The sequence below is a fragment of the Streptomyces sp. NPDC099050 genome (assembly GCF_044759865.1).
Taxonomy (GTDB): Bacteria; Actinomycetota; Actinomycetes; order Streptomycetales; family Streptomycetaceae; genus Streptomyces.
Genome location: NZ_JBIWAE010000014.1, coordinates 198,020 through 223,374 on the forward strand (window position 1 = coordinate 198,020; position 25,355 = coordinate 223,374).

Consider the following 25,355-nt stretch of genomic DNA (forward strand, 5'->3'; position numbering starts at 1 on the left):
GGGAAGGTCGCGGGCCGCTCGCGGGCCGTCGGCTATAGGGATGCTCCATGCTGGCTCTATCCACCCCTGTCAGGCTCCTGGGAAAGGTTGGCCGCAGTGCGACTGATGGGCGGAGGTAAACTGCTTTGCTTACACGCAGTGGAGAAAAGGGCAGGTCGGAAATCCGGCAGGACTTCATCTCGGATTACGACGGACTCGTCGATGAGTGGTGGGATCCCAGGGGGGCGCTCGCGCCACTGGGCTGGATCGCACGGGCTCGCGCGGAATTCGTTCCCTTCGCCCGGAACGAGCGGGCCGCCCTGCTCGACATCGCCTGCGGCGGGGGCCTGTTCGGCCCGCACGCGGCGGACAAGGGGTATCACGTGGTCGGCGTCGACCTGTCGGAGATGTCGCTCCGCGAGGCGCTGCGGCACGGGTTCGACGAGGTCGTCCGGGCCGACGTGTCCAAGCTTCCCTTCGAGGACGAATCGTTCGACGTGGTCACCGCCGGGCAGTGCCTGGAGCACGTACCGGACCCCTACGCCGTGGTGGCGGAGGCGTGCCGGGTCCTGCGTCCCGGAGGCACGCTGATCGTCGACACCATCGCCGATACGCGGGTGGCCCGGCTGGTCTCCATCACCCTCGCCGAGAACCTCCCCCTCCCCGGCCGGCCACCCCGCGGCACCCACGACCACCGGCTCTTCGTCAACCGGGAGCGGCTGACCCGGGCCGCGCGCGAGAACGGCGTCGAACTCGAACTGCTCGGCCTGCGACCGAGGATGCGCGAGATGGCCCGCTTCGCGGTCGGCCGGATCGACGAGGTGACGATGGTGCGCACCAAGTCCACGTCCGTCCTCTACCTGGGCGTGGGGTCGAAGAAGTGACCCTTCAACAGCCGCAGCCGCAGCCGCAGCCGCAGCAGCCACAGCGACAGCCGGTGCCGCCCGGCTCGTTGCGGAGCTGGGTGGCCGGGGCGCGGCTCAAGACCCTGCCCGTCACCCTCGCCCCGCTCGCGGTGGGTCTGGCCATCGCCGCCGAGGCCGGGACCGTCGACCGGTGGCACGCCGTCCTGACGGCCGTGCTCGTCCTGGGCTTCGTCCTCGGGACCAACTTCTTCAACGACTACAGCGACGGCATCCGCGGCGTCGACGACCACCGGGCGGGCCCGGCCCGGCTGGTGGGCTCGGGACAGGCCACGCCCGCCCAGGTCTTCCGGCACGGACTGGCGCTGTTCGCCGTCGGGGCACTCGCCGGGCTGGTCCTGGCCGTACTGGTCTCGTGGTGGGTGCTGCCACTGACCGTGTCCCTCGCCCTCGGCGGCTGGTTCTACACCGGCGGCCCGCGGCCCTACGGCTACCGCGGGTTCGGCGAGGTCAGCATCTTCATCTACCACGGGGTCGTCTTCGTGTGCGCCCCGGTCGCCATCCAGCTCGGGCACCTGCCCCCGGCCGCCCTCGGCGCGTCCGTGCCCCTCGGCTTCCTCGCGGTCGCGCTGCTGACCACGAACAACCTCCGCGACATCCCGACCGACGCGGCCGCGGGGAAGATCACCCTCGCGGTGCGGATGGGCGCCGGCCCGACCCGGCAGTTCTACGTCCTGTGCGTCGCCGCGGCCTTCGTGTCCGCACTGCTCCTCGCCTCCGCCCGGCCCGGGGCCTTCCTCGTCCTCGGCGCGGCCCCGGTCGCCGTCCTCCCGGTGCGCCGGGTGCTGGGCGGAGCGGCCGGCCGCGACCTGATCCCGGCGCTGGAGCACACCTGCCTGCTGCTGCTCGCGTTCGGGTCCCTGCTGGCGATCGGCCTGGCCCTGTGACCTCCACGAGGAAAGCGACGGACCCCGACCACGAGGTCCTCGTCATCGGCGCGGGGTTCTCGGGCATCGGAGCCGCGCTCGGCCTGCGCCGGGCGGGCATCGACGACTTCGTCATCCTGGAGGAGAGGGACGACGTGGGCGGCAGCTGGTACGCCAACAAGTACCCCGGTGTCGCCGTGGACATCTCCGCCTTCTCCTACTCCTTCGCGGCCGAACCCTTCGCGTCCTGGTCCCGGGTCTTCCCTCCGGGAGCGGAGCTGAAGGCGTACGCCGACCACTGCGTCGACGCGTACGCCCTGCGGCCCCACCTGCGCTTCAACTCCCGTGTCAAACGCGCCGCCTACAGCGAATCGGCGCACCTGTGGACAGTGGTCCTCGGCGACGGCACCACGCTGACCGCACGCTTCGTCATCTGCGCCACCGGATGGCTCACCAAGCCCAAGACGCCCGCCATCGCCGGCCTCGACACTTTCAAGGGCGACCTCGTGCACACGGCGCAGTGGGACCAGTCCCTGGACCTGGACGGCAAGCGCGTGGGAGTCGTCGGCACCGGTGCCTCGGCGGTCCAGATCGTCCCGGAGATCGCCGAGCGGACGGAGCGACTGCACGTCTACCAGCGGACCCCCATCTGGCTGCTCCCGAAGCCGGACTTCGCGGTGCCGGAGCCGGTCCGGCGGCTCTTCCGCAGGGTTCCCGCGGCGCAGCGGACGATCCGGCTGCTCACGGACGTCGTCACCGAGCTCAGCTTCGTGATCGCCATGGTCCACTACCGGCGCTTCCCCTTCCTCGCGAAGGCCGGGGAAGCGGCGTCCAAGCTCTACCTGCGGCGCCAGGTCAAGGGCGACCGCACGCTGATGCGCAAGCTGACCCCCTCCTACCGGGTGGGCTGCAAGCGGCCGTCGCTGAGCAAGGGCTACTGGCGGGCCTTCACCCGCGACGACGTCGAGCTGGTCACCGAGCCCATCGAGGAGATCACCCCGTCCGGCATCCGTACCACGGACGGCGGGGAGCAGGACCTCGACGTGCTGATCCTGGCCACCGGATTCCACGTGCTCGACAACCTGCCCCCGTTCCCGATGCGCGGCCAAGGGGGCCGGGACCTCAAGGAGTTCTGGAAGACGGAGCGGTTCCAGACCTACGAGGGCACGTCGATCAAGGGGTACCCGAACCTGTGGTTCATCGTGGGCCCCTATTCCTTCACCGGCGGGTCCTGGTTCGGAATGATCGACTACCAGGTGACCCACGCCCTGAGGGTGATCGGCGAGGCCCGGCGGCGCCGTGCCACCGAGGCGGCCATCCGCCCGGAGAAGCACGACCGCTCCTTCCGCCGGAACCTGCGCCGCATGCGCAACACCGTCTTCCTGGACCCGAGTTGCCGGGGCACGAATAGCTACTACCTGGACGAGCACGGAGACGCGCCGGCGGTCCGCCCCGCCTCCACCTACGAAGCGGCCTGGCGGGCCCGGCACTTCGACCTGGACGACTACAGCTACGAACGGTGATCCCGCGGCCGGTCGGCCGCAGGGGTGAAAACCAATGCCTGGGAGGCAGTTGTGACGCGTTTGAGCGAGGTGCGCGGGAAGGACCGCGCGCTGTGCTTCCTGTACGGGGCGTGCGCCCTGATCGGTCTGATCGTCATGGGGTGGATGGCCGTCGCGTTCGTCGTGCAGAACGCCGACGCCGGCGCGCTGGGGGTCGTCGAGAACTTCCTCCGCGACTCGACGACCAATCTGGCGACCCAGTTCGTGTACATGGACCTGGTGCTGACCTGGGCGGCCGTCGGTGCGTACATGATCGTGGAGAGCCGGCGGTTCGGCATCCGGCACGTGTGGGCGTACATCGTCGGGGCCCCGGCGATCGCCCTGATCGTGACCTACGGCCTCTTCATGCTCGTCCGCCAGCTGAAGATCGCGGCCCTGCGCGATGCCGATGGGCGGATCGCGCTGGGTGAACGGGCATTCGCCGCCGAGGAGTTCACCGACCGGACCGCACCGCGGCCCGTACCGACGATGGCCTCGCAATGAGTGACGGCATGGCCGGCAAAGTGGCCCTGGTGACCGGCGCGGCCGGCGGCATCGGTTCGGCCGTGGTCCGGCTGCTCGCCGAGCAGGGCACCGTGGTGGCCGCCGTGGACCTGGACAACGGGCAGCTGTGGGAGACGGTCGGGAAGCTCGCCGCCGACGGCCTGCCCGTCCGGGGCCATCCGGCGGACGTGACGTCGAGCGCCGAAGTCGAGGCCGTGGTGGAGGCGGTGGAGGAGCAACTGGGCCCCATCGACTACCTGGTGAACGCCGCCGGCGTGCTCCGGCTCGGCGAAGTGACGGACCTGAGCGACCAGGAGTGGTACCTCACCTTCGGGGTCAACGCGAACGGGGTGTTCTTCACGTCCCGCGCCGTGGTCAGCCGCATGGTGGCGCGCCGCAGGGGTTCGATCGTCACCGTCGCGTCGAACGCCGCCGGCACCGCCCGCTCGCACATGGCGGCCTACGCCGCGTCCAAGGCGGCGGCGATCGCCTTCACCAAGTGCATGGGCCTGGAGGTCGCCCGGTACGGCGTCCGCTGCAACGTGGTCGCCCCCGGTTCGACGGACACCCACATGCTGCACGGCATGCACGCCGACGGGAGCGCGGTCGCCGCCTCGGTGCAGGGGAACCCGGACGCCTACCGGACCGGCATACCCCTGGGAAAGGTGGCGAGCCCGGAGGACGTCGCCCACGCCATCCGCTTCCTGCTGTCGGACGAGGCCGGGCACATCACGCTGCAGGGCCTGACCGTCGACGGCGGGGCCACCCTCGGGGTGTAGCCCCGCCGCCCCCGCCGCCCGCCGCCGCCCCGCCGCCCCGCCGTACGTCCGCTCCTCCGCCACCGGCTCGGCCCACCCCCACCCCCACGCCCGGGCCCGCTCCGTCCACCGACCGCATCCCGAAAGGACCGATCACCGCATGGCAGGCCTCCCTTCCATCGATCCCTACCCGATGCCCCTGCCCGGCGAGTTCCCTCCCGCGGCGGTCGGCTGGCGGGTGGACCCGCGGCGCGCCGTACTGCTCGTCCACGACATGCAGGAGTACTTCCTCCGGCCGTTCGAGCGGGGAACCTCCCCCCGGGACCCCCTCGTGAGCAACGCGATCCTGCTGCGCGGGCGCTGCGCCGAACTCGGCATCCCCGTTGCCTACACGGCCCAGCCCGGCGGGATGAACCTCGTGGAGCGGGGCCTGCTCGCGGACTTCTGGGGCCCCGGGATGCGCTCGTCGCCCGAACACCGTCAGGTCGTCGCGGGACTCGAACCGGCACCGGACGACTGGGTGCTCACCAAATGGCGCTACAGCGCCTTCTTCAACTCGGACCTGCTGGAACGGATGCGGTCCGAAGGCCGCGATCAGCTCGTCATCTGCGGGGTCTACGCGCACGTGGGGGTCCTGATGACGGCGGTGGACGCGTTCACCCGCGACATCCAGCCGTTCCTGGTGGGCGACGCCGTGGCCGACTTCTCCGCCTCCTACCACCAGCTCGCCCTGGAGTACGCGGCCGAGCGGTGCGCCGCCGTGGTCACCACGGCCGCCGTGTGCGAGGCCCTGGCCGCCGTACCGGCTGGGGGACCGCGGTGACCGGGACGGGCCGCCCCGCGGACGGTCCGGGCGGGCCCGCGGACGGTCCGGGCGCCACCGGGGTCCCGGACCTCCTCGCCAGGGTGCTGGACGGCTCCGCGGGAGCGTTCGCGCTGCTGTACCGCCCGGAATCCACGGCCCCGGGCACCCTGGAAGTGCTGCTGGGCGATGCGGCCGCCTGCGCCACGCTGGCCGACCTCCCGCTGGCCGACCTTCCCCCGGCCGACCTCCCGCCGGCGCCCCCCGCGACCCCCGCCACCGGGGGCGAGGTGCTCGCCCTGGTGCCCTACCGGCAGATCACCGAGCGCGGCTTCGCCGCCCTCGACGACGGCGAGCCGCTGATCGCGCTGACCGTCACCGACCGGCAGGACCTCCCGCTCGCCGCGGCCCTGCGCCGGCTGCCCGACGACCCCGTCAAGGTCGAATCCGAGGAGTTCGACCTCTCGGACGAGGCGTACGCGGACCTCGTGCGCCGGGTGGTCGCCGAAGAGATCGGCACCGGCGAAGGCGCGAACTTCGTGATCAAGCGGACGTTCACGGCCCGGCTGCCCGACTGCTCGGTGGTCGGCGCCCTGTCCTTCTTCCGCCGCCTCCTCGAACGCGAGGCGGGGGCCTACTGGACCTTCCTCGTGCACACCGGCGACCGGATGCTCATCGGCGCCACCCCCGAGCGCCACATCAGCGTCCGGGGCGGCACCGCGGTGATGAACCCCATCAGCGGCACCTACTGCTACCCCCCGGGCGGCCCCACGCTCGACGGCGTCCTGTCCTTCCTGACGGACCGGAAGGAAGCCGACGAGCTGTACATGGTCGTCGACGAGGAACTGAAGATGATGTCCCGCCTCTGCCCGTCCGGCGCGCGGCTCATCGGCCCCTACCTCAAGGAGATGACCCGGCTCGCGCACACCGAGTACCTCATCGAGGGCAGCACCGGCCTCGACGTCCGCGACATCCTCCGGGAGACCCTCTTCGCCCCCACGGTGACCGGCGCGCCGCTGGAGAACGCCGCCCGGGTGATCAGCCGCCACGAGACCACCGGACGCGGCTACTACAGCGGCGTCGCCGCGCTGATCGGCCGGGACTCCTCGGGCGCCCGGAGCCTCGACTCCGCCATCCTGATCCGGACGGCCGACATCGCCGTGGACGGCCGGCTGCGCATCGGCGTCGGTGCCACGCTGGTGCGCCACTCCGATCCCGAAGCCGAGGCGCGCGAGACCCGGGCCAAGGCGGCCGGGCTGCTCGCGGCCCTGGCCGGCCCCGCACCCAGCCGCTTCGCCGACCGTCCCGAGGTCCGTGCCGCGCTCGCCCTGCGCAACGAGACCGTCGCCGGGTTCTGGCTGGACGAACCGGGCGACAGGGGCGACAGGGACGGGCCCGCCCCCGAACTGGCGGGACGGCGGGTCCTCGTCGTGGACGCCGAGGACACCTTCACGGCGATGCTCGCCCAGCTGATCCGTTCCCTGGGCGCGGAGGTCACCGTACGGCGGTTCGACGAGACCTACGACACCGCGGCGCACGACGTGGTGGTCCTGGGCCCCGGGCCGGGCGACCCCGGAGACCTCGCGCATCCGAAGATCGCGCACCTGCGGGCCGAGGTGACCCGGCTGCTCGCGGGGGAGCGGCCCTTCCTGGGCGTGTGCCTGAGCCACCAGGTGCTGAGCGGGGTGCTCGGTTTCGGCCTGGTCCGCCGCGAGACGCCGAACCAGGGCGTGCAGCGCGAGATCGAGCTGCTGGGAGGGCGCGAACGGGTGGGCTTCTACAACACGTTCGCCGCCCGCGCGGGGGCCGACGTCCTCGACCATCCCGACCACGGCCGGGTGGCGGTGAGCCGGGACCGGGACACCGGAGAGGTGCACGCCCTGGAGGGCCGCCGCTTCGCCTCCGTCCAGTTCCACGCGGAGTCCGTCCTGACCCAGGAGGGCCGGCGGATCCTCGGCTCGCTGCTCAGCGGGGTGCTGCGGCCATGAACGCCCAGGAGTCCACGATGCACGCACTGGTCGCCGGCGGGGGCATAGGCGGTCTCGCCGCGGCCCTGTCCCTCGCACGGCAGGGGTACCGGGTCACGGTCCTGGAGCGCGCCGGCGCCTTCACCGAGCTCGGCGCGGGCATCCAGCTCGCCCCGAACGCCTTCGACGCCCTGGACCGGCTGGGCGTGGGCCGAAGCGTGCGCGAGCGGGCGGTGTACATCGCCGAACTCCGTTTCATGGACGGGGTCACCGGCGAGACCGTCGCCACCGTTCCCGTCACCGAGCGCTACCGCCACCGGTTCGCGAACCCGTACGCGGTGGTGCACCGCGTCGACCTCTACCAGCCGCTGCTCGCAGCCTGTGATGCGGCGGACGGCATCGAGCTGGTGTCCGGCGCCACCGTGCGCTCGTACGCGCAGGACCCCTCGGGAGTCACCGTGTCCACCGCGGAAGGCCGGACCTTCTCGGGAGACCTGCTCGTCGGGGCCGACGGCATCCGGTCGGCGATCCGCGACCAGCTCGTCGGCGACGGCGACCCCCGGATCTGCGGGCACACCATCTACCGCTCGGTGATACCGCTGCGGAAGGTCCCCGAGGACCTGCGGTGGAACGCGGTGACGCTGTGGGCGGCGCCCGGGTGGCACTTCGTCCACTACGTCATCGGGGGCGGCAAGTACCTGAACCTCGCCGCGACCATCGACGACGGCGCCGGCACGGCCGTGTCGGGCCGGCCCGCGCCCCGGGACCACGTACGGGACCGTTTCCGGGAAGTGCGCGGGCCGGCCCGCAGGCTCCTCGAGCTGGGCGAGGAGTGGCGCGAGTGGGTGCTGTGCGACCGCGATCCCGTGGACGTGTGGACCGACGGGCGGGTGACCCTGCTGGGCGACGCGGCCCATCCGATGCTCCAGTACGCCGCCCAAGGCGCGTGCCAGAGCTTGGAGGACGCCGTGGTGCTCGGCGAAGTCCTCGGCGGGGCGGCCTTCGGTGACGTACCCGAGCGCCTGGAGAAGTACAACGCCGAACGGCGTCGGCGCACCGCACGCATCCAGCTCCTGGCCAGGGAGATGGGGGAACAGCTCTACCACCCCGCCGGGGAGGCGGCCCGCGTGCGCAACGCGATGCTGCGGTCCATGGGCGAGGACGACCTGTACCAGCACATGGCCTGGCTGCACGGTGCCCGGCCCCTCTGGGAGGAGACAGCATGAACCGTCTGGATGTGAAGCCGAGGCCCCGCGGCGCCGGCGCCGTTGACGTGCCCGGCCTGCTGGAGCGGGGGCGCACCCTGTCCACGCCCGCGCTGCGCCGGGCCGTCGACCGGCTGGCGGCGCCCATGGACACCATCGCCGCCTACCACTTCGGCTGGATCGACGCCGCGGGCAATCCGTCCGACGGCGACGGCGGCAAGGCCCTGCGGTCCGCGCTCGCCCTGATCTCCGCCGAAGCGGCCGGCGCCCCACCCGCGGCGGGAACGACGGGGGCGGTCGCGGTCGAGCTCGTGCACAACTTCTCCCTCCTGCACGACGATTTCATGGACGGTGACGAACAGCGCCGCCACCGCGACACGGTCTGGAAGGTGCACGGCCCGGCCCAGGCGATCCTGGTCGGGGACGCGCTGCTCGCGCTCGCCGGAGAGGTGCTGCTGGAGCTGGGCACCGTAGAGGCGAACCGCGCCGCCCGCCTGCTGAACAGTGCGACCCGCAAGCTGATCGACGGCCAGGCCCAGGACATGTCCTTCGAGCAGCGCGACCGGGCTACGGTCGCCGAATGCCTGGAGATGGAGGGCAACAAGACCGGCGCGCTGCTCGCCTGCGCCGCCTCCATAGGCGCTGTCCTGGGCGGAGCCGACGACGCGACCGCCGACGCCCTGGGGCGCTACGGGTACCACCTCGGCCTCGCCTTCCAGGCCGTGGACGACCTGCTCGGCATCTGGGGCACGCCGGAGCGGACCGGCAAGCAGGCGTGGAGCGACCTCAAGCAGCGCAAGAAGTCGCTGCCGGTGTGCGCGGCGCTGGAGGCCGGCGGTCCGGCCGCGGAACAGCTCGCCGCGGTGCTCGCGGCCGACGGAGTCGCGCCGGACGAGGTGTTCGACGAAGCGGAGTTCGCGTTCCGGGCCGCCCTGATCGAGGAGGCCGGGGGCCGCGCGTGGACCGCCGCCGAGGCGAGACGGCAGTACGACGCCGCCCTCGAAGCCCTCGACGTGGTCCACCTGCCGGAAGAGGTCCGTGACCAGCTCGCCGCCCTCGCCGACTTCGTCGTCGTCCGGCGGCGCTGACGGCCTCACATCGCGGCGCCCAGGGCCAGGAACCCGCAGATCATCACGAAGAGGATGCCGAGCAACGGCCAGACGAAGCGCAGGTACTTGTCGTAGCCGACCTTGGCCAGCGCGACGCCGCCGATGGTGACGGCGGTGGTGGGCACCCAGAGGTTCATCCAGCCGCTCGCCGACTGCCAGGCCGTCACCATCAGTGCGCGGGAGACGCCCGCGAAGTCGGCGAGCGGGGCCAGGATGGGCATGGTGAGCGTGGCGTGCCCGGAGGTGGAGGGGATCAGGAAGGCGAGCGGGAGGTTCACGAGGAAGACGATGATCGCGAAGATCCCCGACGAAGTCCCCTTCACCACGCCTTCGATGGAGTGCAGCACCGTGTCGGTGATCTTCGAGTTGTTCATGATGACCGTGACGCCGCGCGCCAGCATGATGACCAGGGCGGGCGAGATGAAGTCGGCGGCGCCCTGGATGAGCGTGGAGCTGAGCTTGGCCTCGCCCATCCGGGCGACCAGGCCGATCAGTACGGCCGCGCAGATGAAGAGCGCCGCCAACTGGGCGAAGGACCAGTCCAGTTCCCAGGCGTACGGGGTGGCGTCCGCGTCGCCGGTGAGCGCGCTCGACCAGGGCACCACAGAGAAGATCATGAAGGCGAAGACGAGGACCAGGAGGACCAGCACGGTCTTGTGCAGCCGGGTCAGCTCCGGTTCCGCCTCCTCCTCGCCGGTGGCCTTCTGCTCCCGGTCCCCGGGCAGGAACCCGCAGATCGACTTGGAGGGGTCCTTCTGGACCCGTCGCGCGTACCGGATCACGTAGAGGACGGTCACGGTGGTGAGCACGATCCACATGAGGAAGCGCAGCCCGATGCCGTCGCCGAGCGAGATGCCCGCCGCCGAGGAGGCCACACCGGTCGCGAACGGGTTCACCGTGGAGCAGAGCACGCCGATGCCCGCGCCGAGGATGACGGCGCCGACGGCGACGAGCCGGTCGTAGCCGAGGGCCAGCATCATCGGTACGAGCAGTCCGTAGAACCCGAGGGTCTCCTCGGCGAAGCCCTCCACGGTGCCCAGGATCGAGAAGACCACCATCACGGCGGCGATCAGCAGTGCGCCGCGGTCGCGCAGCCGGTGGGCGAGGCGGGCGATGCCGCGGTCGAGGGCCCCGGTGGCGAACACGACGGTGATGAAGGCGCCGATGGCGAGCACGAAGAGGAACACGCCCGCGCTGCCGTACAGATCACCGCTGAAGGTGGGCCCGACCTGGCCGGTCTTGGGGTCCTGGAGTCCGTAGAGCCCGTTGACGGGGGAGAGGAACAGGTCGTTCAGGCGGTCGGTGAAGCTCTGGGTGCCCTCGACCCGGTGGTAGGTGCCGGCCACGGGCGAGCCGCTGTCGCTGCGGTCGTACTCGCCGGCCGGGACGAGGAAGGCCAGCAGCCAGATCGCGACGGTGACGACGGCCAGGATGGTCAGCGCGCTGGGGAAGGAGAACCTCCTTGCCGGCGGGGGCCCTTCGGGCGGAACGGGTGCTGCGGGAGGAGCGGCCGGCGGCGGGGTCGCGGTGGTCACCGGGGGCCTCCGGACGAGGCCTGGGCGGAGCCGTCGGTGCGGGCCGCGCCGAAGTCCGCCGCGTACTCCCGGACGAAGGCGGCCATCGCCACCACCGTGTTGCGCACCTCCGACAGCAGCACCCGCTCGTTCGGCGCGTGCAGGTTGCACATGCTGTCCTGCGCGCCGAACAGCAGCACCTCCGCGTCCGGAGCGGCCCTCGCGAGGCCGTTCACCAGCGGGATCGAGCCGCCGGTGGCCACGTACGAGGCCTGCGTGCCCCAGGCCTCCTTCAGCGCGGTCAGGGCCGCCCGGTAGGCCGGCCCGCCCGTCCGCGCCTCGAAGCCGGGGCCCGTGTCGCCCGGCGTGACGGTGAGCGGGATCCCGAAGGGGCGCTGCGCGCGCAGGTGCTTCACGAGCGCGGCGCGGGCCTCCTGCGCGTCCTGGAGCGGGTGGAAGCGCAGGTTCAGCTTGGCCCGCGCGTACGGGACCACGGCGGAGGCGGCGCCCGCCACGTCCGGGGCGTCCAGCCCGATGACGGTGACGGCGGGCCCGCTCCACAGCCGCTCGCCGAGCGAGCCGGTGCCGATCAGCGGCAGCCCGTCCCGTACGGAGGCCAGCTCGCGGAACTCCTCCTCGGTGTAGGTCGTTCCCTCCCAGGGTTCGCGGCGCAGCCCGGGCACCGCCACGTCCCCGTGCTCGTCGTGCAGGGTGGCCAGCGCCCGGAGCAGGACCAGCAGGGCGTCGGGGGCGGCACCGCCGAACTCCCCGCTGTGCCGCGCCTCCGCGAGGGTGCGCACCTCCACCACGACCTCGCAGGCCCCGCGCAGACCGGTGGTCAGGGTCGGGGTGCCGGGCCGCAGGTTGCCGAGGTCGGCGATGACCATCGCGTCGCAGGCGAACCGGTCCGGATCGGTGGGCGGGTAGTCGTCGAAGGGGCTGCCGTACTCCTCCTGCCCTTCGATCACCAGCTTGATCCCGACGGGTGGACGGCCGCCGTAGACCCGGAGCATGCCCAGGTGCGCGATCACGTTCGACTTGTCGTCGGCGATCCCGCGCGCCCGCAGGGCGCCGGGGACCCCGGCCACGGGAGTCGGTTCGAAGGGCGGGGAGAGCCACAGGGTCGGGTTGCCGGCGGGCTGGACGTCGTAGTGCCCGTAGAGCAGGACGGTCGGGGCGTCCGGGTGCGGGGGCGGGATCTCGCCGTAGATGACCGGGGCGGTGTCGGGGAGGTCGATCCGCTCGATGGTGGGGACGCCCGCCTCGCGCAGCAGGGAGACGAGCAGGTCGTGCGCCTCCTCGACGGGCTCCGGCGGGTATCCGGGGAAGGCGACCGAGGGGATCGACGCGAGCCGTTCCAGGTCGGCCTTCAGCCCGTCCATCAGGGCGTCGACCTGTGCTTCGAGGGTCTGCGAGCCGTCCGCGTCCACCTGCCACCGTCCCTGTGCTGCCCGGGGCGACCCCGCTGAGCTGCGGGATCGGGTTCATCATCGGCGGGGGGAGCGGGCCGCGCCGCGATGGAGTGGGCCGGGCGGGTGAACGCCGGCCGGCGGCGCCGGGACCCGGCCGGACCCGGTGTGGCGCGAAGTGGGCTCCGGAGGGCCGATCTTGACCTGTCTGCCGCGTGTCGAAGCACCGCCGTGATCGTTTCTTCAGGCGTAGTCCTCATCCCTGCCGCTGAATCGGGAGAACCCGCGGTGACCGCTTGGCAGTACTTCGCCGGGGCCGGCCTGGTCGCTGCGCTCTGCCCGCTGCACGGTCACGTGGCGGTGGCCGGGGACGGCCACGGCCGCGGCGCCCGCGTCGACCTGTGCGTTCCGGCCGGGTCGAAGCCGCGGCCGCCCGCGGCGCCGCCCTCGGTGTCGGCTCCGGGTCCGGGTCCGGCCGCCCGGCCGACCCCCCGGGTGCCGTTGCCCGGCCCGGCCGGGCCGACGGTGCGCCACCCGGGGCAGGGGCCGCTCGCCCCCGCGCGGCCCGGCGCGGCGGCGGAGCCCGCCCCGGGGCCGACGGCGAAGGCAAGGCCTCCGGCGCCGCAGCCGCGGGCGGCCGCGGCGGAGGTCCCCGGGGTGGCGCGGGAGGCTCCGGGCGCAGCGGTGGCTCCGCGGCCGGGCGCAGCGGTGGCGGTGGCGTCGGGGCGCTTCCACGTGCGCCCGTACCACTCGGCGGCGCTGGCGCGACGCGGCCCGGACGGCATGTCCACCCTGATGCTCATGGTCGTCGTCACCACCCCGGCGGTGCTCGCGGCCGTCGCGCTGCGGCCCCGTTCCCGGAGCCGCGGCTAAGACCCGCGGGCCCCGTTCCCGGGGCCGCGGCCAGACCCGCCCCCCCCACGTTCAGTCCGCTCGATTCGACCTACGGAGAACCCTCGTGTCCGAATGGCTGGTCCTGGCCATCGCCATGGCGCTCGTCTGCGCCCTCGTCCTCGCCTTCACCGCGATCCGGCACCGCCGGGTCGCCGACGACGAGGACACCAGCGAAACCCCCGACGTCCTCGAATACATGGTGATGATGGTCGGCGTGGTCTACGCGATCGTCCTCGGCCTGGCCATCGCGGGCGTCTGGGAGGCGCGCGGCGCCGCCGAGGACAGCGTGCGCCGCGAGGCCCAGTCCCTGTACGAGGTCACCCAGCGGGCCGACGTCTACCCGGCCGCCGTGCGCGACCGGATCCGCGGCGAGGTCAACGCGTACGTGTCCCACACCGTCAGCGTGGACTGGCCGCGGCTGACCTCGGGGGCGCCGGTGTCCGCGGAAGGCGGCGAACTGCTCGGCAAGCTGCGCAGCGGCGTCACCCACCAGAGCCCGGGCAACGAGCTCCAGGCGCAGGCCTACCAGCCGCTGCTGGACCACATCGCGGCCGCCGACGACGCCCGCCACGAGCGGACGCAGACCGACGAGTCCACGCTGCCGGGCGTGGTCTGGCTGGGACTGGTCGCGGGCGGGCTGGTCACCGTCGGGCTGATCTTCACCCTGCAGATCCGGCGTTCGGGCCGGGAACTGCTCCTCGCGGGGCTCTTCAGCGCGCTGATCGTGTTCCTGCTGTTCATGGTGTGGAGCTTCGACGCGCCCTTCGGCCGGGACGGCATCGACTCGGCGGCGCCGTTCCAGGACCTGTTCCCGTCGCTGCCCCTGGCCGTCGGGCGGTGATCACGGGGCGGTGATCACGGGGTGCCGATCACGGGGTGCCGATCACGGAGCGTTGATCACGGGGCGCCGATCACCGGCCGGGCGGCCGGGCCGCGGCTCAGCCCCCCGATAGGGACGCCTGGCGCCGGCACTCGGCCACCACCCGGGAGTTGCGCAGCGCGTGCGAGATCCGCACGAGGTCACGGGGACCGTCGGCGGGCGGCGCCCCCTCGTCGCTGGCCCCGATGACCCGGCCCTCGGGGTCGGCGGCCCGGGCGCGCACGGCGGCCGCGACCATGGCGGCGTCGGCGACGGCCCGGGCGGTCTCCTCGTCGGCGCCCGCCGCGACGGCCCGGGCCAGGGCCGTGTCCCGGTGGTCCTGGTCGAAGTACGGTCCGAGGTGCAGGAAGCCGTCGTGGATGTCCGACTCGCGCTGGATGACGCGGATGTCGGCGGCGGACCACCAGGACATCTGGACCCCGGCCGGGGCCTCGGGCGCGGCGATCCGGACCTCGTGCCACAGCGGGCCGAGCCGGCGGTACGTGGACCAGTGCTCCCAGCTGTCCGAGAGGCGCTGGCAGAGCAGCGGCAGCACGAACCCGATCGCACTGATGAGGGCGCCCGCGGCGGCGAGAGGCGGGGCGACGAAGGTGCTCAGGTCGTCCAGCCGGGGGCCGAGGCCGGCCCAGCGCCCGATGACGGCGCTCATCTTGGCGGCGTCGTAGCTGAGGTTCAGGACGTAGCCGACGACGATGATCACCAGGCCGGTGCGGAGCCAGCCGCGCACCTGGAGGGACCAGCGCCAGCACATCGCGACCATGACGAAGGCGGCCACGTTGTGCGCGAGCAGGTAGAGGCCGATCATCTGCCCCATGTACGGGGTGTTGGCGTAGTAGGTGTCGAAGTCGCGCAGCCGCTCGACCGGTGCGTCGCCGAGGAGGAAGAGCGTCATCAGCACCGCGATCACCGTGGCGTAGCCCAGGATCCACCGGCGGGAGATGCGCCGGGTCTGCTCGGGAGGGCCGCCGCGCCAGTTGACGATGAGGACCAGGCACGACGCGCTGAAGGCGCTGATCAGGCAGTAGACGAGCGGGGCCGAGAAGTTGGTGATCCCGGTCCAGCGGTTGACCGCCTCGATGGTGGGCGGGGCGGCGAAGGTGAAGACCGCACCGGCCAGCGTGAGCAGGGCGCACACCGATCGCAGCAGCGGTTCACGCCAGTTGTGCCGTAGCGCCGGCAGCTTGAAGGCGAGTGCGATCGCCAGGGCCGCGGCCGGTATGTAGTAGTCCTTGCCGTTCAACGGTCGTTCCTGTGCCCCCGGTATCCGAGCGATGCCTCGATGCGGCCCGCCAGTTGATCTCGTTGCGCCGGTGCGCGGTGGCTCGCCGATCCGGCGAGCCAGGTCCTGCACCGGCTGCCCAGCAGTAAACCGAAGGTTTCCGCTTCGGTCTCCTCCCGGACGTCGGCGCGGGTGCGCGCCGCGACGCGGCGCACGGTCTCGCCGATGTCGGCCTCGTCCGACAGCAGCCGGGCGGCGACGGCGGCGCCGTCGACGTGGTGGCTGCAGTGGCCGGCCTTCATGTGCCACAGTTCGTGCCCGAGGATCACCAGTTGGTGGTCGGGCGCGGTGCGTTCCTCGATGACCACCAGGTCGCGGTCCGCCATGTCGAGCCACAGACCGCTGGCCGTTCCCGGCGGGAACGAGGCCATCCGGAAATCCACCCGGCGGCCGCGGTGCTTGCTCATGCCCTCGCAGAGGGCGGCGTAGAGGTCCACGGGCTCCACGGGCGCGGTCAGGTTGATGCCTGCCACCAGCTCCCCGCACAACCGCCGCTGCTCTCTGCCTATGCTCACCGTTCTCCCCGTCGGCGCGGATCCGGATCAGGACTCAAGGATCAGACCCAGACTTTCGACTGGGTCAGGATTCGTTCGGTTTGACGCTTTCGAGGAGCATGTCCAGCCATTCGGTCACCTTGTCCCGGTGCTTGTCGCTGGGCAGTTGGGCGGCTCTCCAGGCGATGCCCCGTACGCCGTGGTTCTGGAGAAGTCTTGCCAGCGGATCGCCCGTCGAAGCGGCCGGAGCGGATGCGGTTTCCCGGGCGCGCCCCGCGAAGTCCTGGAGCAGCTGTTGCTCGGTGCGCTGGAGGGCGTCGGTGAGCGCGTCCGCGTCATGGGCGGTGAGGAATCCGGCGTGCACTCCGAAGAAGCGCTGGATCGCGTCACAGTGTTCCATGGTCGGACGCCGGTCGCCGTTGATCAGGGCCCCGGCCTGCTGGCGCGACATGGCGGCGCCGTCGGCGATCTCCTGCTGCGTGTACCGGCGGCCGTTGGACTTCACGCGGGTGCGCCGCAGCAGGTCGAGGCGCTGGAGGAACCGGGTCTGGAGATCGGGCTCGCCGGCGGGCCGGCCGTCCAGCAGGCTCCGCACCACGTCGGCCGGGACGCCCGAAGCCTCGGAGAGGCGGCGCAGGTCGAAGACCTGGTTCAGGTCGCGGCCCAGCTTGCCCGCGAGTTCTGCGACTCGCGCGACGGTGGCCGCCAGGAGCGTGTTGGCCACCGCGACGGGAGCCGGGAAGCCGTCTGTCACCAGTGGTTCTCCTAGATCGCGCGAGGTCGGGGTACGGGCACGTGGTCGGCCTCTGGAATCTATCCGGTCTCGGTCCGTACGGCTAGAACGTGCCACATCTGTGGCGGGAACGAGCTGCCCTGAGGCTGGAATTGCCACAATAGTTGACACTCGAATGAAGTCGGTAGCAGGATCGCCACACGGAAATGAAGATCCAGACCGTAAGGAAGAGGGGGGAGCTCTCGGTGGCACATCTCGCAGCGGTGGGCCCGTCCGATGGCCTCGCCCACATCGGTGGGGAGCGCCTCGCGGGCGAGGAGTCCGCACGCGGCGCCGTGCGGTCGGAGCGACGCAAGGAGATTTTGCGCCAGCGCCGGGAGGAACTGGGGCTGAGTCAGGAAGACCTGGCGGCGCGGCTTCGCATCAGCGTGCGCGCGTACGGGAACTGGGAACGCGGCCTGGTCAAGGAGTGGACGGACCGCAAGCTGCTCGCCCTGGCCGAGGCCCTGGAAATGAGCGAGCGGCAGTGCTTCTGGCTCTTCCGGATCATGGTCGACCGCGACCCGCCGCCCACCTGGCGCGCGGCCGAGGACAACCGGCTGCCCGACGATCCGGCGCAGCGCGACTACCTGTGTGACTATGCGGCCCTCATGGAGGCCGTGCCGTACCCGAGTTTCCTCGTGGACCACCGCTGGGACGTGGCCCTGACCAACTCGGCCTTCGACCGGCTCTTCCAGTCGGTGCGCCCGCATCCGACCGCCCTGCCGGACGACAACTTCCTGCGCTTCGTACTGTTCCACCCGGACGCCGCGGCCGTGCTGGAGGACCACGAACCGGCCTGGTGCGTACCGCTGCTGGCCCGGTTCGCGACGGCCCTGGCCGCCGCCCCCGACGACGAGGGGCTGCGCAGCATCCGTCAGGAGGTGGCCCGTGACCCGTTCATGGAGGCCGCCTACCGGTACGGAGTGCCGCACTGGCTGACGACCCACGGGGCCGAGGCCGCCGAACAGGACGGCGCCGTGCGCACCGTGCGGCACCCGGACCCTGGCTGGGGCCTGGTGCGCTGCCGGATGGTGGCTGAATCCGGCCCGATGCTCGACGGCATGGGGCTGACCCGGATGACCCTGGTCCTCTCCTCGCCGCAGGGGCTGCCGACCGGCCCGCTGCCGGGCGGTCCGGGCGCGCAGCAGCACCAGCCGCCGCGGCTGAGGGCCGTGCCGTCGCCGGTGGAGTGATCCGGCGGGGGAGACTGGTGTCACGGCACCCTGGCACGGGAGCACTGCGGAAGGCGGTAAGGGCGTGCGGCTGACGATCCTCGGCGGGGGCGGATTCCGGGTACCGCTCGTCTACGGAGCCCTGCTCGGCGATCACGCCGAGGGCAGGGTGTCGCACGTGACCCTGTACGACGAGGACTCCGGCCGGCTCCGTGCCATGGCCCGGGTCCTCGCGGACCAGGCCGCGGGGATCGCGGACGCCCCGGCCGTCACGGCCACCACCGATCTCGACGCGGCCCTGCGCGGAGCAGACTTCGTGTTTTCGGCCATTCGCGTCGGTGGACTGGAAGGGCGCGCCGCCGACGAGCGGATCGCCCTGGCCGAGGGCGTACTGGGCCAGGAGACGGTCGGCGCCGGCGGGATCGCCTACGGCCTGCGGACGGTACCGGTGGCCCGCGAGATCGCGCGCAGGGTGGCCCGTACCGCCCCGGAGGCGTGGGTGATCAACTTCACCAACCCCGCCGGAGTGGTCACGGAGGCCATGGCCGAGGAACTCGGGGACCGGGTCATCGGCATCTGCGACTCGCCGGTCGGCCTCGGACGGCGGATCGCCCGGCTGCTCGGCGCCCGGCCCGAGGAGGCCTGGATCGATTACGTCGGCCTCAACCACCTGGGCTGGGTGCGCGGGCTGCGGATCGGCGGGCGCGACGAACTGCCGCGGCTGCTGGCCGACGCGCGGGCGCTGGAGTCCTTCGAGGAGGGCCGGCTGTTCGGGGCCGAGTGGCTGCGCTCGCTCGGAGCGATCCCGAACGAGTACCTGCACTACTACTACTTCAACCGTGACACGGTACGGGCCTACCAGGAGGCCAAGCAGACGCGCGGGGCCTTCCTGCGCGACCAGCAGCGGGGGTTCTACGCCGAGGCCGGGCGGCCGGATCAGGGGCCCGGGGCGGCGCTGGCCGCCTGGGACCGGACCAGGGCCGAGCGCGAAGCGACGTACATGGCCGAGAACCGCGAGGTCGCGGGCGTCGGCGAGCGCGAGGAGAGCGACCTGGAGTCGGGCGGGTACGAGAAGGTGGCCCTCGCCCTGATGCGCGCCATCGCCCGGGACGAGCGCGCCACCCTCATCCTGAACGTCCGGAACCGCGGGACCCTGTCGGTGCTCGACGCCGAGGCGGTCATCGAGGTGCCCTGCCTGGTCGATGCCAACGGGGCCCACCCGGTCGCCGTCGACCCGCTGCCGCTGCACGCGGTGGGCCTGGTGACCTCGGTCAAGGCCGCCGAGCGCGAGGTCCTCGCCGCGGCGGCGAGCGGCTCGCGGGCGGACGCCGTCAAGGCCTTCGCGCTGCATCCGCTGGTCGACTCGGTCGGGGTGGCCCGGCGGCTGCTGACCGGATACGCGGCGGAGCACCCGGGCCTGGGCTACCTGCGCTGACGGGCCGCCGCGCCGCGCGGATGGGCTAACGCCGCATGCGGCCGGGCGGGGGCGCTGTGAGAGTGCGGAGTGTGACCACAGCCGAAGGTGCAGCCACAGCCGAAGGTGCAGCCACAGCCGAAGGCGCGGCCCCCGCCATGGCCGCCGCGCCGCCGCCGGTGCTCGACCGGCGCTCGCGCAACATCGTGTTCGGCACGATCATGCTCGGCGTGCTGCTCGCGGCCCTGGACCAGACGATCGTGGGCACGGCGCTGCCCACGATCGTGGCGGACCTCGGCGGCGGCGACCACATGTCCTGGGTCGTGACCGCGTACCTGCTCACGGAGACGGTCGCGACCGTGCTCGTCGGCAAGTTCGGCGACCTCTTCGGCCGGAAACTGGTCTTCCAGGTCTCCGCCATCGTCTTCATCACCGGCTCGTTCCTGTGCGGCCTCGCGAGCAACATGACCCTGCTCATCGTGTGGCGGGGCATCCAGGGGATCGGCGCCGGCGGGCTGATGGTCACCGCGATGGCCCTCATCGCCGATGTGGTCCCGCTGCGCGAGCGCGGGAAGTACCAGGGCGCGATCGGCGCCGTCTTCGGCGTCGCCACGGTGATCGGGCCGCTGCTCGGCGGGCTCTTCACCGACCACCTGACCTGGCGCTGGGCGTTCTACGTCAACGTGCCGATCGCGATCCTGGTCGTGGTGGCGGCCGCGCGGACGATCCCCTCCGTGCGCGCCGCGGGCAAACCGGTCATCGACTACCTGGGCATCGCGATGGTCGCCATCGGCGCGAGCGCGCTGATCCTGGCCACGAGCCTGGGCGGGAACGAGTACGCCTGGAGCTCGCCGCTCATCGTCGGGCTCTTCGCGGGCGGTGTCCTGGCGCTGGCACTGTTCTGCCTGGTGGAGATGCGCGCCGCGCAGCCGATGCTGCCGATGCGGCTGTTCCGCAACCCCGTCTTCTCGGTCTGCTCCGTCCTCAGCTTCGTCGTCGGCTTCGCGATGCTCGGCGCGATGACCTTCCTGCCGACGTACCTGCAGTACGTGGACGGGGACTCGGCCACCGTCTCGGGCGTACGGACGCTGCCCCTGGTCATCGGCCTGCTGATCGCGTCGGTCTTCAGCGGCAACGTCACCAGCAAGACCGGGCACTACCGGATCTTCCCGATCGTCGGCTGCGCCGTGATGGGCCTGGGCCTCTACCTCCTCTCCCGGATGGGACCGCAGTCCGGCGCCTGGCTGGAATCCCTCTACATGTTCGTCCTCGGCACCGGCATCGGCCTGTGCATGCAGGTGCTGACCATCGCCGTGCAGAACACCGTGGACTACGCCGATCTCGGCACCGCGACCTCGGGCGTCACCTTCTTCCGTACGCTCGGCAGCGCCTTCGGGACCGCCGTCTTCGGCACGATCTACGCCAACACCCTGAAGCCCGCGCTGACGAAAGGTGTGGCGGAGGCCGCCCGCGCCACCGGCGAGGACCCGCAGCAACTGGCCGCGGCCGCGCAGAGCCCGCAGGGCGTGCACGGGCTGGATCCGGCGGCGGCCGGGCCGATCGTCAACGCGTACGCGGACACCCTGCACACGGTGTTCCTGTGGACCGTCCCGGTGGCGGTGGTCGGGTTCGTCGTCGCCCTGTTCCTCAAGCAGGTCAAGCTGCGCGACAGCGCCCGGGCCGGTTCCACGGACATGGGCGACGGCTTCGGCTCGCCCGCCACGGCCTCCGGGGACTCCGCGAAACTGCTGGAACTGGCGGTCGGCAAGCTGGTGCGCACCATGGGGCCGGAGACGGCGCGCGGGATCGTGAACTCCTCCGACACCCGGCTGGACATGGCGGGCGCGTGGGCGGTGATGCAGGTGGACCTGATGACCCGCACGGTCGGGTACGCGAGCCTCGGACTCATCGCCTCGCGCCGGCACCTGCCCCCGGAGGTCCTGCTGCCGGTCTTCGAACGGATGGTGGACGAGGGCTACATGACGCGGCAGAACGGCTTCTACGCGCAGACCCCGGCGGGGGAGCGGGAAGCGGGCGTCATCTCGGCCGCGTGGGCCCAGTGGCTCGGCGACCAGCTGGAGAAGGACCGGGGCCGACCGCGCAGCGCGGAGCTGCGGGCCGCGGCGGACGCGATCGCGAAGCGCCTGCTGGCGGAGGACCTGGGGGACGGGAACTTCGCCCCGCGCGCGATGGCGGGGCGGCCGTAGCGCGGACGGGGAACTTCCCGGCGGGCGTGGACGTCTGGTGGTGAAAGAGGTTCTACGGGTTCTACGGGTTCTATGGGTACGGGGGTGCCGGGATGCGGATCACACTGGCCGAAGAGGTCATGCTGCTGTCGCTGGACGACGAGTCCGGGTCGGTCAAGCAGCGGCAGTCGGCCAACTGGGCGGTGGCGGGCGCGCTCCTGCTCGAACTGGTCCTCGCGGAGCGGGTTCGGGTCTCGGGCAAGTACTTCGAGCTGGTGGAGGCCCCGCCCACCGGGGAGGAACTGCTTGACGGCCGGATCGAGTCGATACGGGCCTGGATGGGCGGCCGGACCAGGCGCCGGGTGTCCGAATGGCTGACGAAGGACCAGGCCAAGTCCGTCGGTCAGGTCGTGGAGCGGCTGGTCGGGCGCGGGGTGGTCGTGGAAGAGCGGCGCAAGGCCCTCGGGGTGTTCCCGGTGCGCCGCTATCCGGAGACCGACGGGGCGGCCGAGCGCGAACTGCGCGCGCGGCTGGCCTCCGCGGTGGCCGAGGGCGCGGAGCCGGACGAGCGCACCGCGAGCCTCGTCGCGGTGATCCACGCGGCCGGCCTGCACGGCCTGGCCTTCCCGGGTATCCCGCGCAAGGAGATCACCGCACGCACGGCGGAGATAGCCGAGGGGCACTGGGCCGCGGAGAGCATCCGCGGCGCGATCCGCGACATGCAGCTGGCGATGGCCGCGGTCACCGCGGCGACGGTGGTGACCGTGACCTGAGACCCGCTGGGCGTGTGATCCGTTCTGCGGGTACGCGCCCGAGGGGGTACGGACGCCGGCGCGAGGCGGCCCGCCAGCGAGGTGGCCGCGCTGCGCCGGCCCGGGCGGAGTGGGAGCAACTGGCCGCGCGCTGACGGTCGGGGCCGGGCGGCGGACCTCAGGTCGCCTCCGTGCTCAGGACCTCGGCGAGGTCGTAGCCGACGACCTCCTCCAGCTGCGCGTACGCACAGCTCCGCGGCTCCCGGTCCGGCCGCATCCGGCGGAACTGCGCGGTGTGCCGGAACCGGTCGCCTTCCATGTGGTCGTAGGCCACCTCGCAGACCCACTCGGGGCGCAGCGGGACCCAGGACAGGTCCTTCTTTCCGGTCCAGCGGCTCTGCGCTCCGGGCAGCCGGGCGTTCTCGTGGGCGGACTCCTCGGCCCAGGCGGCCCAGGGGTGGCCCTCGGGGCCGGGCATGCGGAGCGGTTCGAGTTCGTCGATCAGCTCGGCGCGGCGCTTCATCGGGAAGGCGGCGCAGACGCCCACGTGCTGGAGGGTGCCGTGGGCGTCGTACAGCCCCAGGAGCAGCGATCCGACAATCGGACCGCTCTTGTGGAAACGGAAACCCGCGATCACGACGTCGGCCGTACGCTCGTGCTTGATCTTGAACATGAGGCGGGCATCGGGCCGGTAGGGGAGATCGAGGGGTTTGGCGACGACCCCGTCGAGCCCGGCGCCCTCGAATCGTTCGAACCACTCCCGCGCGAGCGCGGGGTCGGTAGTCGCGGGTGCGAGGTGGACGGGGGGCCGAGCGGTGGAGAGCATGCGGGTCAGGGCGGCGCGACGGTCGGCGAGGGGGGTGTCGAGGAGGGCCTCGTCGCCCAGCGCGAGCAGATCGAAGGCCACGAACGAGGCCGGGGTGGTCTCGGCGAGCAGTTTCACCCGGGAGGCGGCGGGATGGATCCGCTCGCTCAGCCGGTCGAAATCGAGCCGCGCGCCCTGGATGACGACGATCTCGCCGTCGACCACGCAGCGGTCCGGCAGATTTTCCTTCAGCGCCGTCACCAGCTCGGGAAAGTACCTGGTCAGGCTCTTGCCGGTGCGGCTGCCGAGCTCGATCTCGTCCCCGTCCCGATGGACGATCGCGCGGAAGCCGTCCCACTTGGCCTCGTACTGCATGCCCGGTGGGATCGTGGACACGGATTTGGCGAGCATCGGCTTCACGGGTGGCATGACCGGCAGATCCATGTCTCCGATTCTGGGGCGCCGCGCCCGGGCCCGCTCGGTGTGCGGGTCCGGGCGGGTCCGCCTACCGTGGCGCACATGGGTGCAGCGGGCAAAGCGATCGAGCTGGAGGCGGGCGGCCGGACCGTCCGGCTGTCCAGCCCGGACAAGGTGTACTTCCCCGAGCGCGGTCTCACCAAGGGGGACGTGGCCAACTACTACCTCGCGGTGGCGGACGGGATCACCCGCGCCCTGCGAAACCGGCCCACCACCTTGGAGCGCTTCCCGGACGGGGTGGAGGGCGAGTCCTTCTTCCAGAAGCGGGCCCCGAAGAACCTGCCCGACTGGATCCCCACCGCCCACATCGCCTTCCCGAGCGGACGCACGGCCGACGAGATCTGCCCGACCGAGCCGGCCGCCGTGCTGTGGGCCGCCAACCTGGGCTGCCTCACCTTCCATCCCTGGCCGGTCCGGCGGGAGGACACCGACCGTCCCGACGAGTTGCGCATCGACCTGGACCCGCAGCCGGGCACCGACTATCACCACGCGGTCGCCGTCGCCCACGAACTGCGCGTGCTCCTGGAGGAGCTGGGCCTGCGCGGCTGGCCCAAGACCTCGGGCGGCCGCGGCCTGCACGTGTTCGTGCCGATCGCACCGCGCTGGACCTTCACCGAGGTCCGCCGGTGCGCCATCGCGATCGGCCGGGACCTGGAGCGCCGGATGCCGGGGAAGGTCACCACCGCCTGGTGGAAGGAGGAGCGCGGCGAGCGGATCTTCGTCGACTACAACCAGACGGCGCGCGACCGCACCATCGCCTCGGCCTATTCCATCCGTCCGCGCCCACACGCCCCGGTCTCGGCTCCGCTGCGCTGGGACGAGCTGGACGAGGCGGAGCCGCGCGACTTCGACATCGTGACCATGCCGGCCCGTTTCGCGGAACTGGGCGATCTGCACGCGGACATGGACGAGCACGCCTTCGCGCTGGACGCCGTGCTGGAACTGGCCGACCGTCACGAACACGACCACGGACTCGGCGACATGCCGTACCCCCCGGACTATCCGAAGATGCCGGGCGAGCCCAAGCGGGTGCAGCCGAGCCGCGCGAAGCACGAGGACTGACGGGAGTTCCCGGGCCCGGCACGATCCGAAAGAGCCGGTCTAGGTGCAATACCAGTGACTTAAGGATCTTGGCTGGTAGGCTGCCTGTTCAGGAGGTGCCTGGATGCCACGCCCCGGACAGGTCAAGCCGGAAACGGACGAGCGGTTGTCTGATCGGATCGCGATTGGACTGCTGACGCGCACGTTCCCGCCGGAGCTGGTGGACCGGATCGTGGAGGAGTCCGGGAAATCCGGGCAGCGCAACCGGTTGCTGCCTCCGCGGGTGGTCGTCTACTTCGTGCTGGCGATGTGTCTGTTCTCCGGTCAGGGTTATGAGGAGGTCGCCCGGCTGCTGACCGAGGGCCTCGCGTGGGCGCGGCGCTGGTCGGGGTCGTGGCAGGTGCCGACGCCCGGTGCGATCTCCCGGGCCCGGGTCAAGCTCGGACCGGAGCCGCTCAAGGCGCTGTTCGAGCAGACCGCTGGGCCTGTGGCGACTGTGTCCACTGCCGGTGCCTGGTACGGCCGTTGGCGTCTGGTGGCGGTCGACGGGACCACGTTCGATGTGCCGGACAGCGATGAGAACGACGCGCGGTTCGGCCGTCCCAAGAC

The 25,355-nt window shown here is 72.1% G+C and carries 23 protein-coding genes; 17 read left to right on the plus strand and 6 right to left on the minus strand.

What is annotated here, in order from left to right:
• Positions 1–125 precede the first annotated feature (125 nt).
• The 9 genes from ACIQV3_RS24015 to ACIQV3_RS24055 all read left to right on the plus strand — a co-directional run bounded on the left by ACIQV3_RS24015 (position 126) and on the right by ACIQV3_RS24055 (position 9,633).
• A complete protein-coding gene (locus tag ACIQV3_RS24015) occupies positions 126–863 on the plus strand; it encodes a methyltransferase domain-containing protein (protein WP_403714908.1) in 738 nt (245 codons plus the stop codon).
• Positions 860–1,789 (plus strand): 1,4-dihydroxy-2-naphthoate polyprenyltransferase, encoded by a 930-nt coding sequence (locus ACIQV3_RS24020; protein ID WP_403714910.1) that lies wholly within the window; start codon positions 860–862, stop codon positions 1,787–1,789. The genes ACIQV3_RS24015 and ACIQV3_RS24020 overlap by 4 nt, the downstream gene beginning before the upstream one ends.
• The gene (locus ACIQV3_RS24025) at positions 1,786–3,291 is read left to right on the plus strand and encodes a flavin-containing monooxygenase (RefSeq protein WP_403714911.1); all 1,506 of its coding nucleotides are present in this window, start codon (positions 1,786–1,788) and stop codon (positions 3,289–3,291) included. The genes ACIQV3_RS24020 and ACIQV3_RS24025 overlap by 4 nt, the downstream gene beginning before the upstream one ends.
• Positions 3,292–3,342: 51 nt before the next feature.
• Positions 3,343–3,813 (plus strand): DUF2834 domain-containing protein, encoded by a 471-nt coding sequence (locus tag ACIQV3_RS24030; RefSeq protein WP_403714913.1) that lies wholly within the window; start codon positions 3,343–3,345, stop codon positions 3,811–3,813.
• Between the two features lie 8 nt (positions 3,814–3,821).
• Positions 3,822–4,592, plus strand: a complete 771-nt coding sequence (locus ACIQV3_RS24035) for a 2,3-dihydro-2,3-dihydroxybenzoate dehydrogenase (protein WP_403714914.1) — start codon at positions 3,822–3,824, stop codon at positions 4,590–4,592.
• A gap of 139 nt (positions 4,593–4,731) precedes the next feature.
• Positions 4,732–5,394, plus strand: a complete 663-nt coding sequence (locus ACIQV3_RS24040; RefSeq protein ID WP_403714916.1) for an isochorismatase family protein — start codon at positions 4,732–4,734, stop codon at positions 5,392–5,394.
• A gap of 83 nt (positions 5,395–5,477) precedes the next feature.
• Positions 5,478–7,361 (plus strand): anthranilate synthase family protein, encoded by a 1,884-nt coding sequence (locus ACIQV3_RS24045; protein WP_403714983.1) that lies wholly within the window; start codon positions 5,478–5,480, stop codon positions 7,359–7,361.
• Entirely contained in the window at positions 7,358–8,566 is a 1,209-nt protein-coding gene (locus ACIQV3_RS24050) for a 3-hydroxybenzoate 6-monooxygenase (RefSeq protein ID WP_403714917.1), read from the plus strand. Before ACIQV3_RS24045 ends, ACIQV3_RS24050 begins: the two co-directional genes overlap by 4 nt.
• Complete coding sequence (locus ACIQV3_RS24055) at positions 8,563–9,633, plus strand: polyprenyl synthetase family protein (RefSeq protein ID WP_403714919.1); 1,071 nt, start codon at positions 8,563–8,565, stop codon at positions 9,631–9,633. The genes ACIQV3_RS24050 and ACIQV3_RS24055 overlap by 4 nt, the downstream gene beginning before the upstream one ends.
• A gap of 5 nt (positions 9,634–9,638) precedes the next feature.
• On the opposite strand, the gene ACIQV3_RS24060 is transcribed toward ACIQV3_RS24055, so the two are convergent.
• Positions 9,639–11,189, minus strand: a complete 1,551-nt coding sequence (locus ACIQV3_RS24060) for a YfcC family protein (protein ID WP_403714922.1) — start codon at positions 11,187–11,189, stop codon at positions 9,639–9,641.
• Positions 11,186–12,550 (minus strand): M20/M25/M40 family metallo-hydrolase, encoded by a 1,365-nt coding sequence (locus ACIQV3_RS24065; RefSeq protein ID WP_403714985.1) that lies wholly within the window; start codon positions 12,548–12,550, stop codon positions 11,186–11,188. The genes ACIQV3_RS24060 and ACIQV3_RS24065 overlap by 4 nt, the downstream gene beginning before the upstream one ends.
• A gap of 315 nt (positions 12,551–12,865) precedes the next feature.
• On the opposite strand from ACIQV3_RS24065, the gene ACIQV3_RS24070 reads away from it, so the two are divergent.
• Positions 12,866–13,450, plus strand: coding sequence for a hypothetical protein (locus ACIQV3_RS24070; RefSeq protein WP_403714924.1), 585 nt, complete (start codon positions 12,866–12,868; stop codon positions 13,448–13,450).
• Between the two features lie 85 nt (positions 13,451–13,535).
• Positions 13,536–14,312, plus strand: a complete 777-nt coding sequence (locus tag ACIQV3_RS24075; RefSeq protein WP_403714926.1) for a hypothetical protein — start codon at positions 13,536–13,538, stop codon at positions 14,310–14,312.
• A gap of 97 nt (positions 14,313–14,409) precedes the next feature.
• On the opposite strand, the gene ACIQV3_RS24080 is transcribed toward ACIQV3_RS24075, so the two are convergent.
• The 3 genes from ACIQV3_RS24080 to ACIQV3_RS24090 all read right to left on the minus strand — a co-directional run bounded on the left by ACIQV3_RS24080 (position 14,410) and on the right by ACIQV3_RS24090 (position 16,878).
• Positions 14,410–15,591: an MAB_1171c family putative transporter gene (locus tag ACIQV3_RS24080; RefSeq protein WP_403714927.1), complete on the minus strand. Its 1,182-nt coding sequence runs from the start codon at positions 15,589–15,591 to the stop codon at positions 14,410–14,412.
• A complete protein-coding gene (locus ACIQV3_RS24085; protein WP_403714929.1) occupies positions 15,588–16,145 on the minus strand; it encodes a toxin-antitoxin system, toxin component in 558 nt (185 codons plus the stop codon). The genes ACIQV3_RS24080 and ACIQV3_RS24085 overlap by 4 nt, the downstream gene beginning before the upstream one ends.
• 64 nt (positions 16,146–16,209) lie before the next feature.
• Complete coding sequence (locus tag ACIQV3_RS24090; RefSeq protein WP_403714931.1) at positions 16,210–16,878, minus strand: helix-turn-helix domain-containing protein; 669 nt, start codon at positions 16,876–16,878, stop codon at positions 16,210–16,212.
• 224 nt (positions 16,879–17,102) lie between these two features.
• Here ACIQV3_RS24090 and ACIQV3_RS24095 point away from each other — a divergent pair, with 224 nt between their 5' ends.
• The 4 genes from ACIQV3_RS24095 (at position 17,103) to ACIQV3_RS24110 (ending at position 22,444) form a co-directional block, all read left to right on the plus strand.
• Entirely contained in the window at positions 17,103–18,092 is a 990-nt protein-coding gene (locus ACIQV3_RS24095; protein ID WP_403714933.1) for a helix-turn-helix domain-containing protein, read from the plus strand.
• A gap of 64 nt (positions 18,093–18,156) precedes the next feature.
• Positions 18,157–19,506 carry a 6-phospho-beta-glucosidase gene (locus ACIQV3_RS24100; RefSeq protein WP_403714936.1) on the plus strand — a complete coding sequence of 450 codons (1,350 nt, stop codon included), beginning with the start codon at positions 18,157–18,159 and terminating at the stop codon, positions 19,504–19,506.
• Positions 19,507–19,643: 137 nt separating this feature from the next.
• Positions 19,644–21,692, plus strand: coding sequence for an MDR family MFS transporter (locus tag ACIQV3_RS24105; RefSeq protein WP_403714938.1), 2,049 nt, complete (start codon positions 19,644–19,646; stop codon positions 21,690–21,692).
• Between the two features lie 92 nt (positions 21,693–21,784).
• Positions 21,785–22,444, plus strand: coding sequence for a GPP34 family phosphoprotein (locus ACIQV3_RS24110; RefSeq protein WP_403714940.1), 660 nt, complete (start codon positions 21,785–21,787; stop codon positions 22,442–22,444).
• Positions 22,445–22,601: 157 nt separating this feature from the next.
• On the opposite strand, the gene ACIQV3_RS24115 is transcribed toward ACIQV3_RS24110, so the two are convergent.
• A complete protein-coding gene (locus tag ACIQV3_RS24115; protein WP_403714942.1) occupies positions 22,602–23,672 on the minus strand; it encodes an ATP-dependent DNA ligase in 1,071 nt (356 codons plus the stop codon).
• Between the two features lie 75 nt (positions 23,673–23,747).
• Between ACIQV3_RS24115 and ligD the strand changes: the two genes are divergently transcribed.
• Both ligD and ACIQV3_RS24125 read left to right on the plus strand, forming a co-directional pair.
• A complete protein-coding gene (gene ligD, locus ACIQV3_RS24120) occupies positions 23,748–24,767 on the plus strand; it encodes a non-homologous end-joining DNA ligase (RefSeq protein WP_403714944.1) in 1,020 nt (339 codons plus the stop codon).
• Positions 24,768–24,870: 103 nt separating this feature from the next.
• The coding region (locus tag ACIQV3_RS24125; protein WP_403714946.1) for a transposase domain-containing protein at positions 24,871–25,355 on the plus strand (485 nt) is incomplete at its 3' end.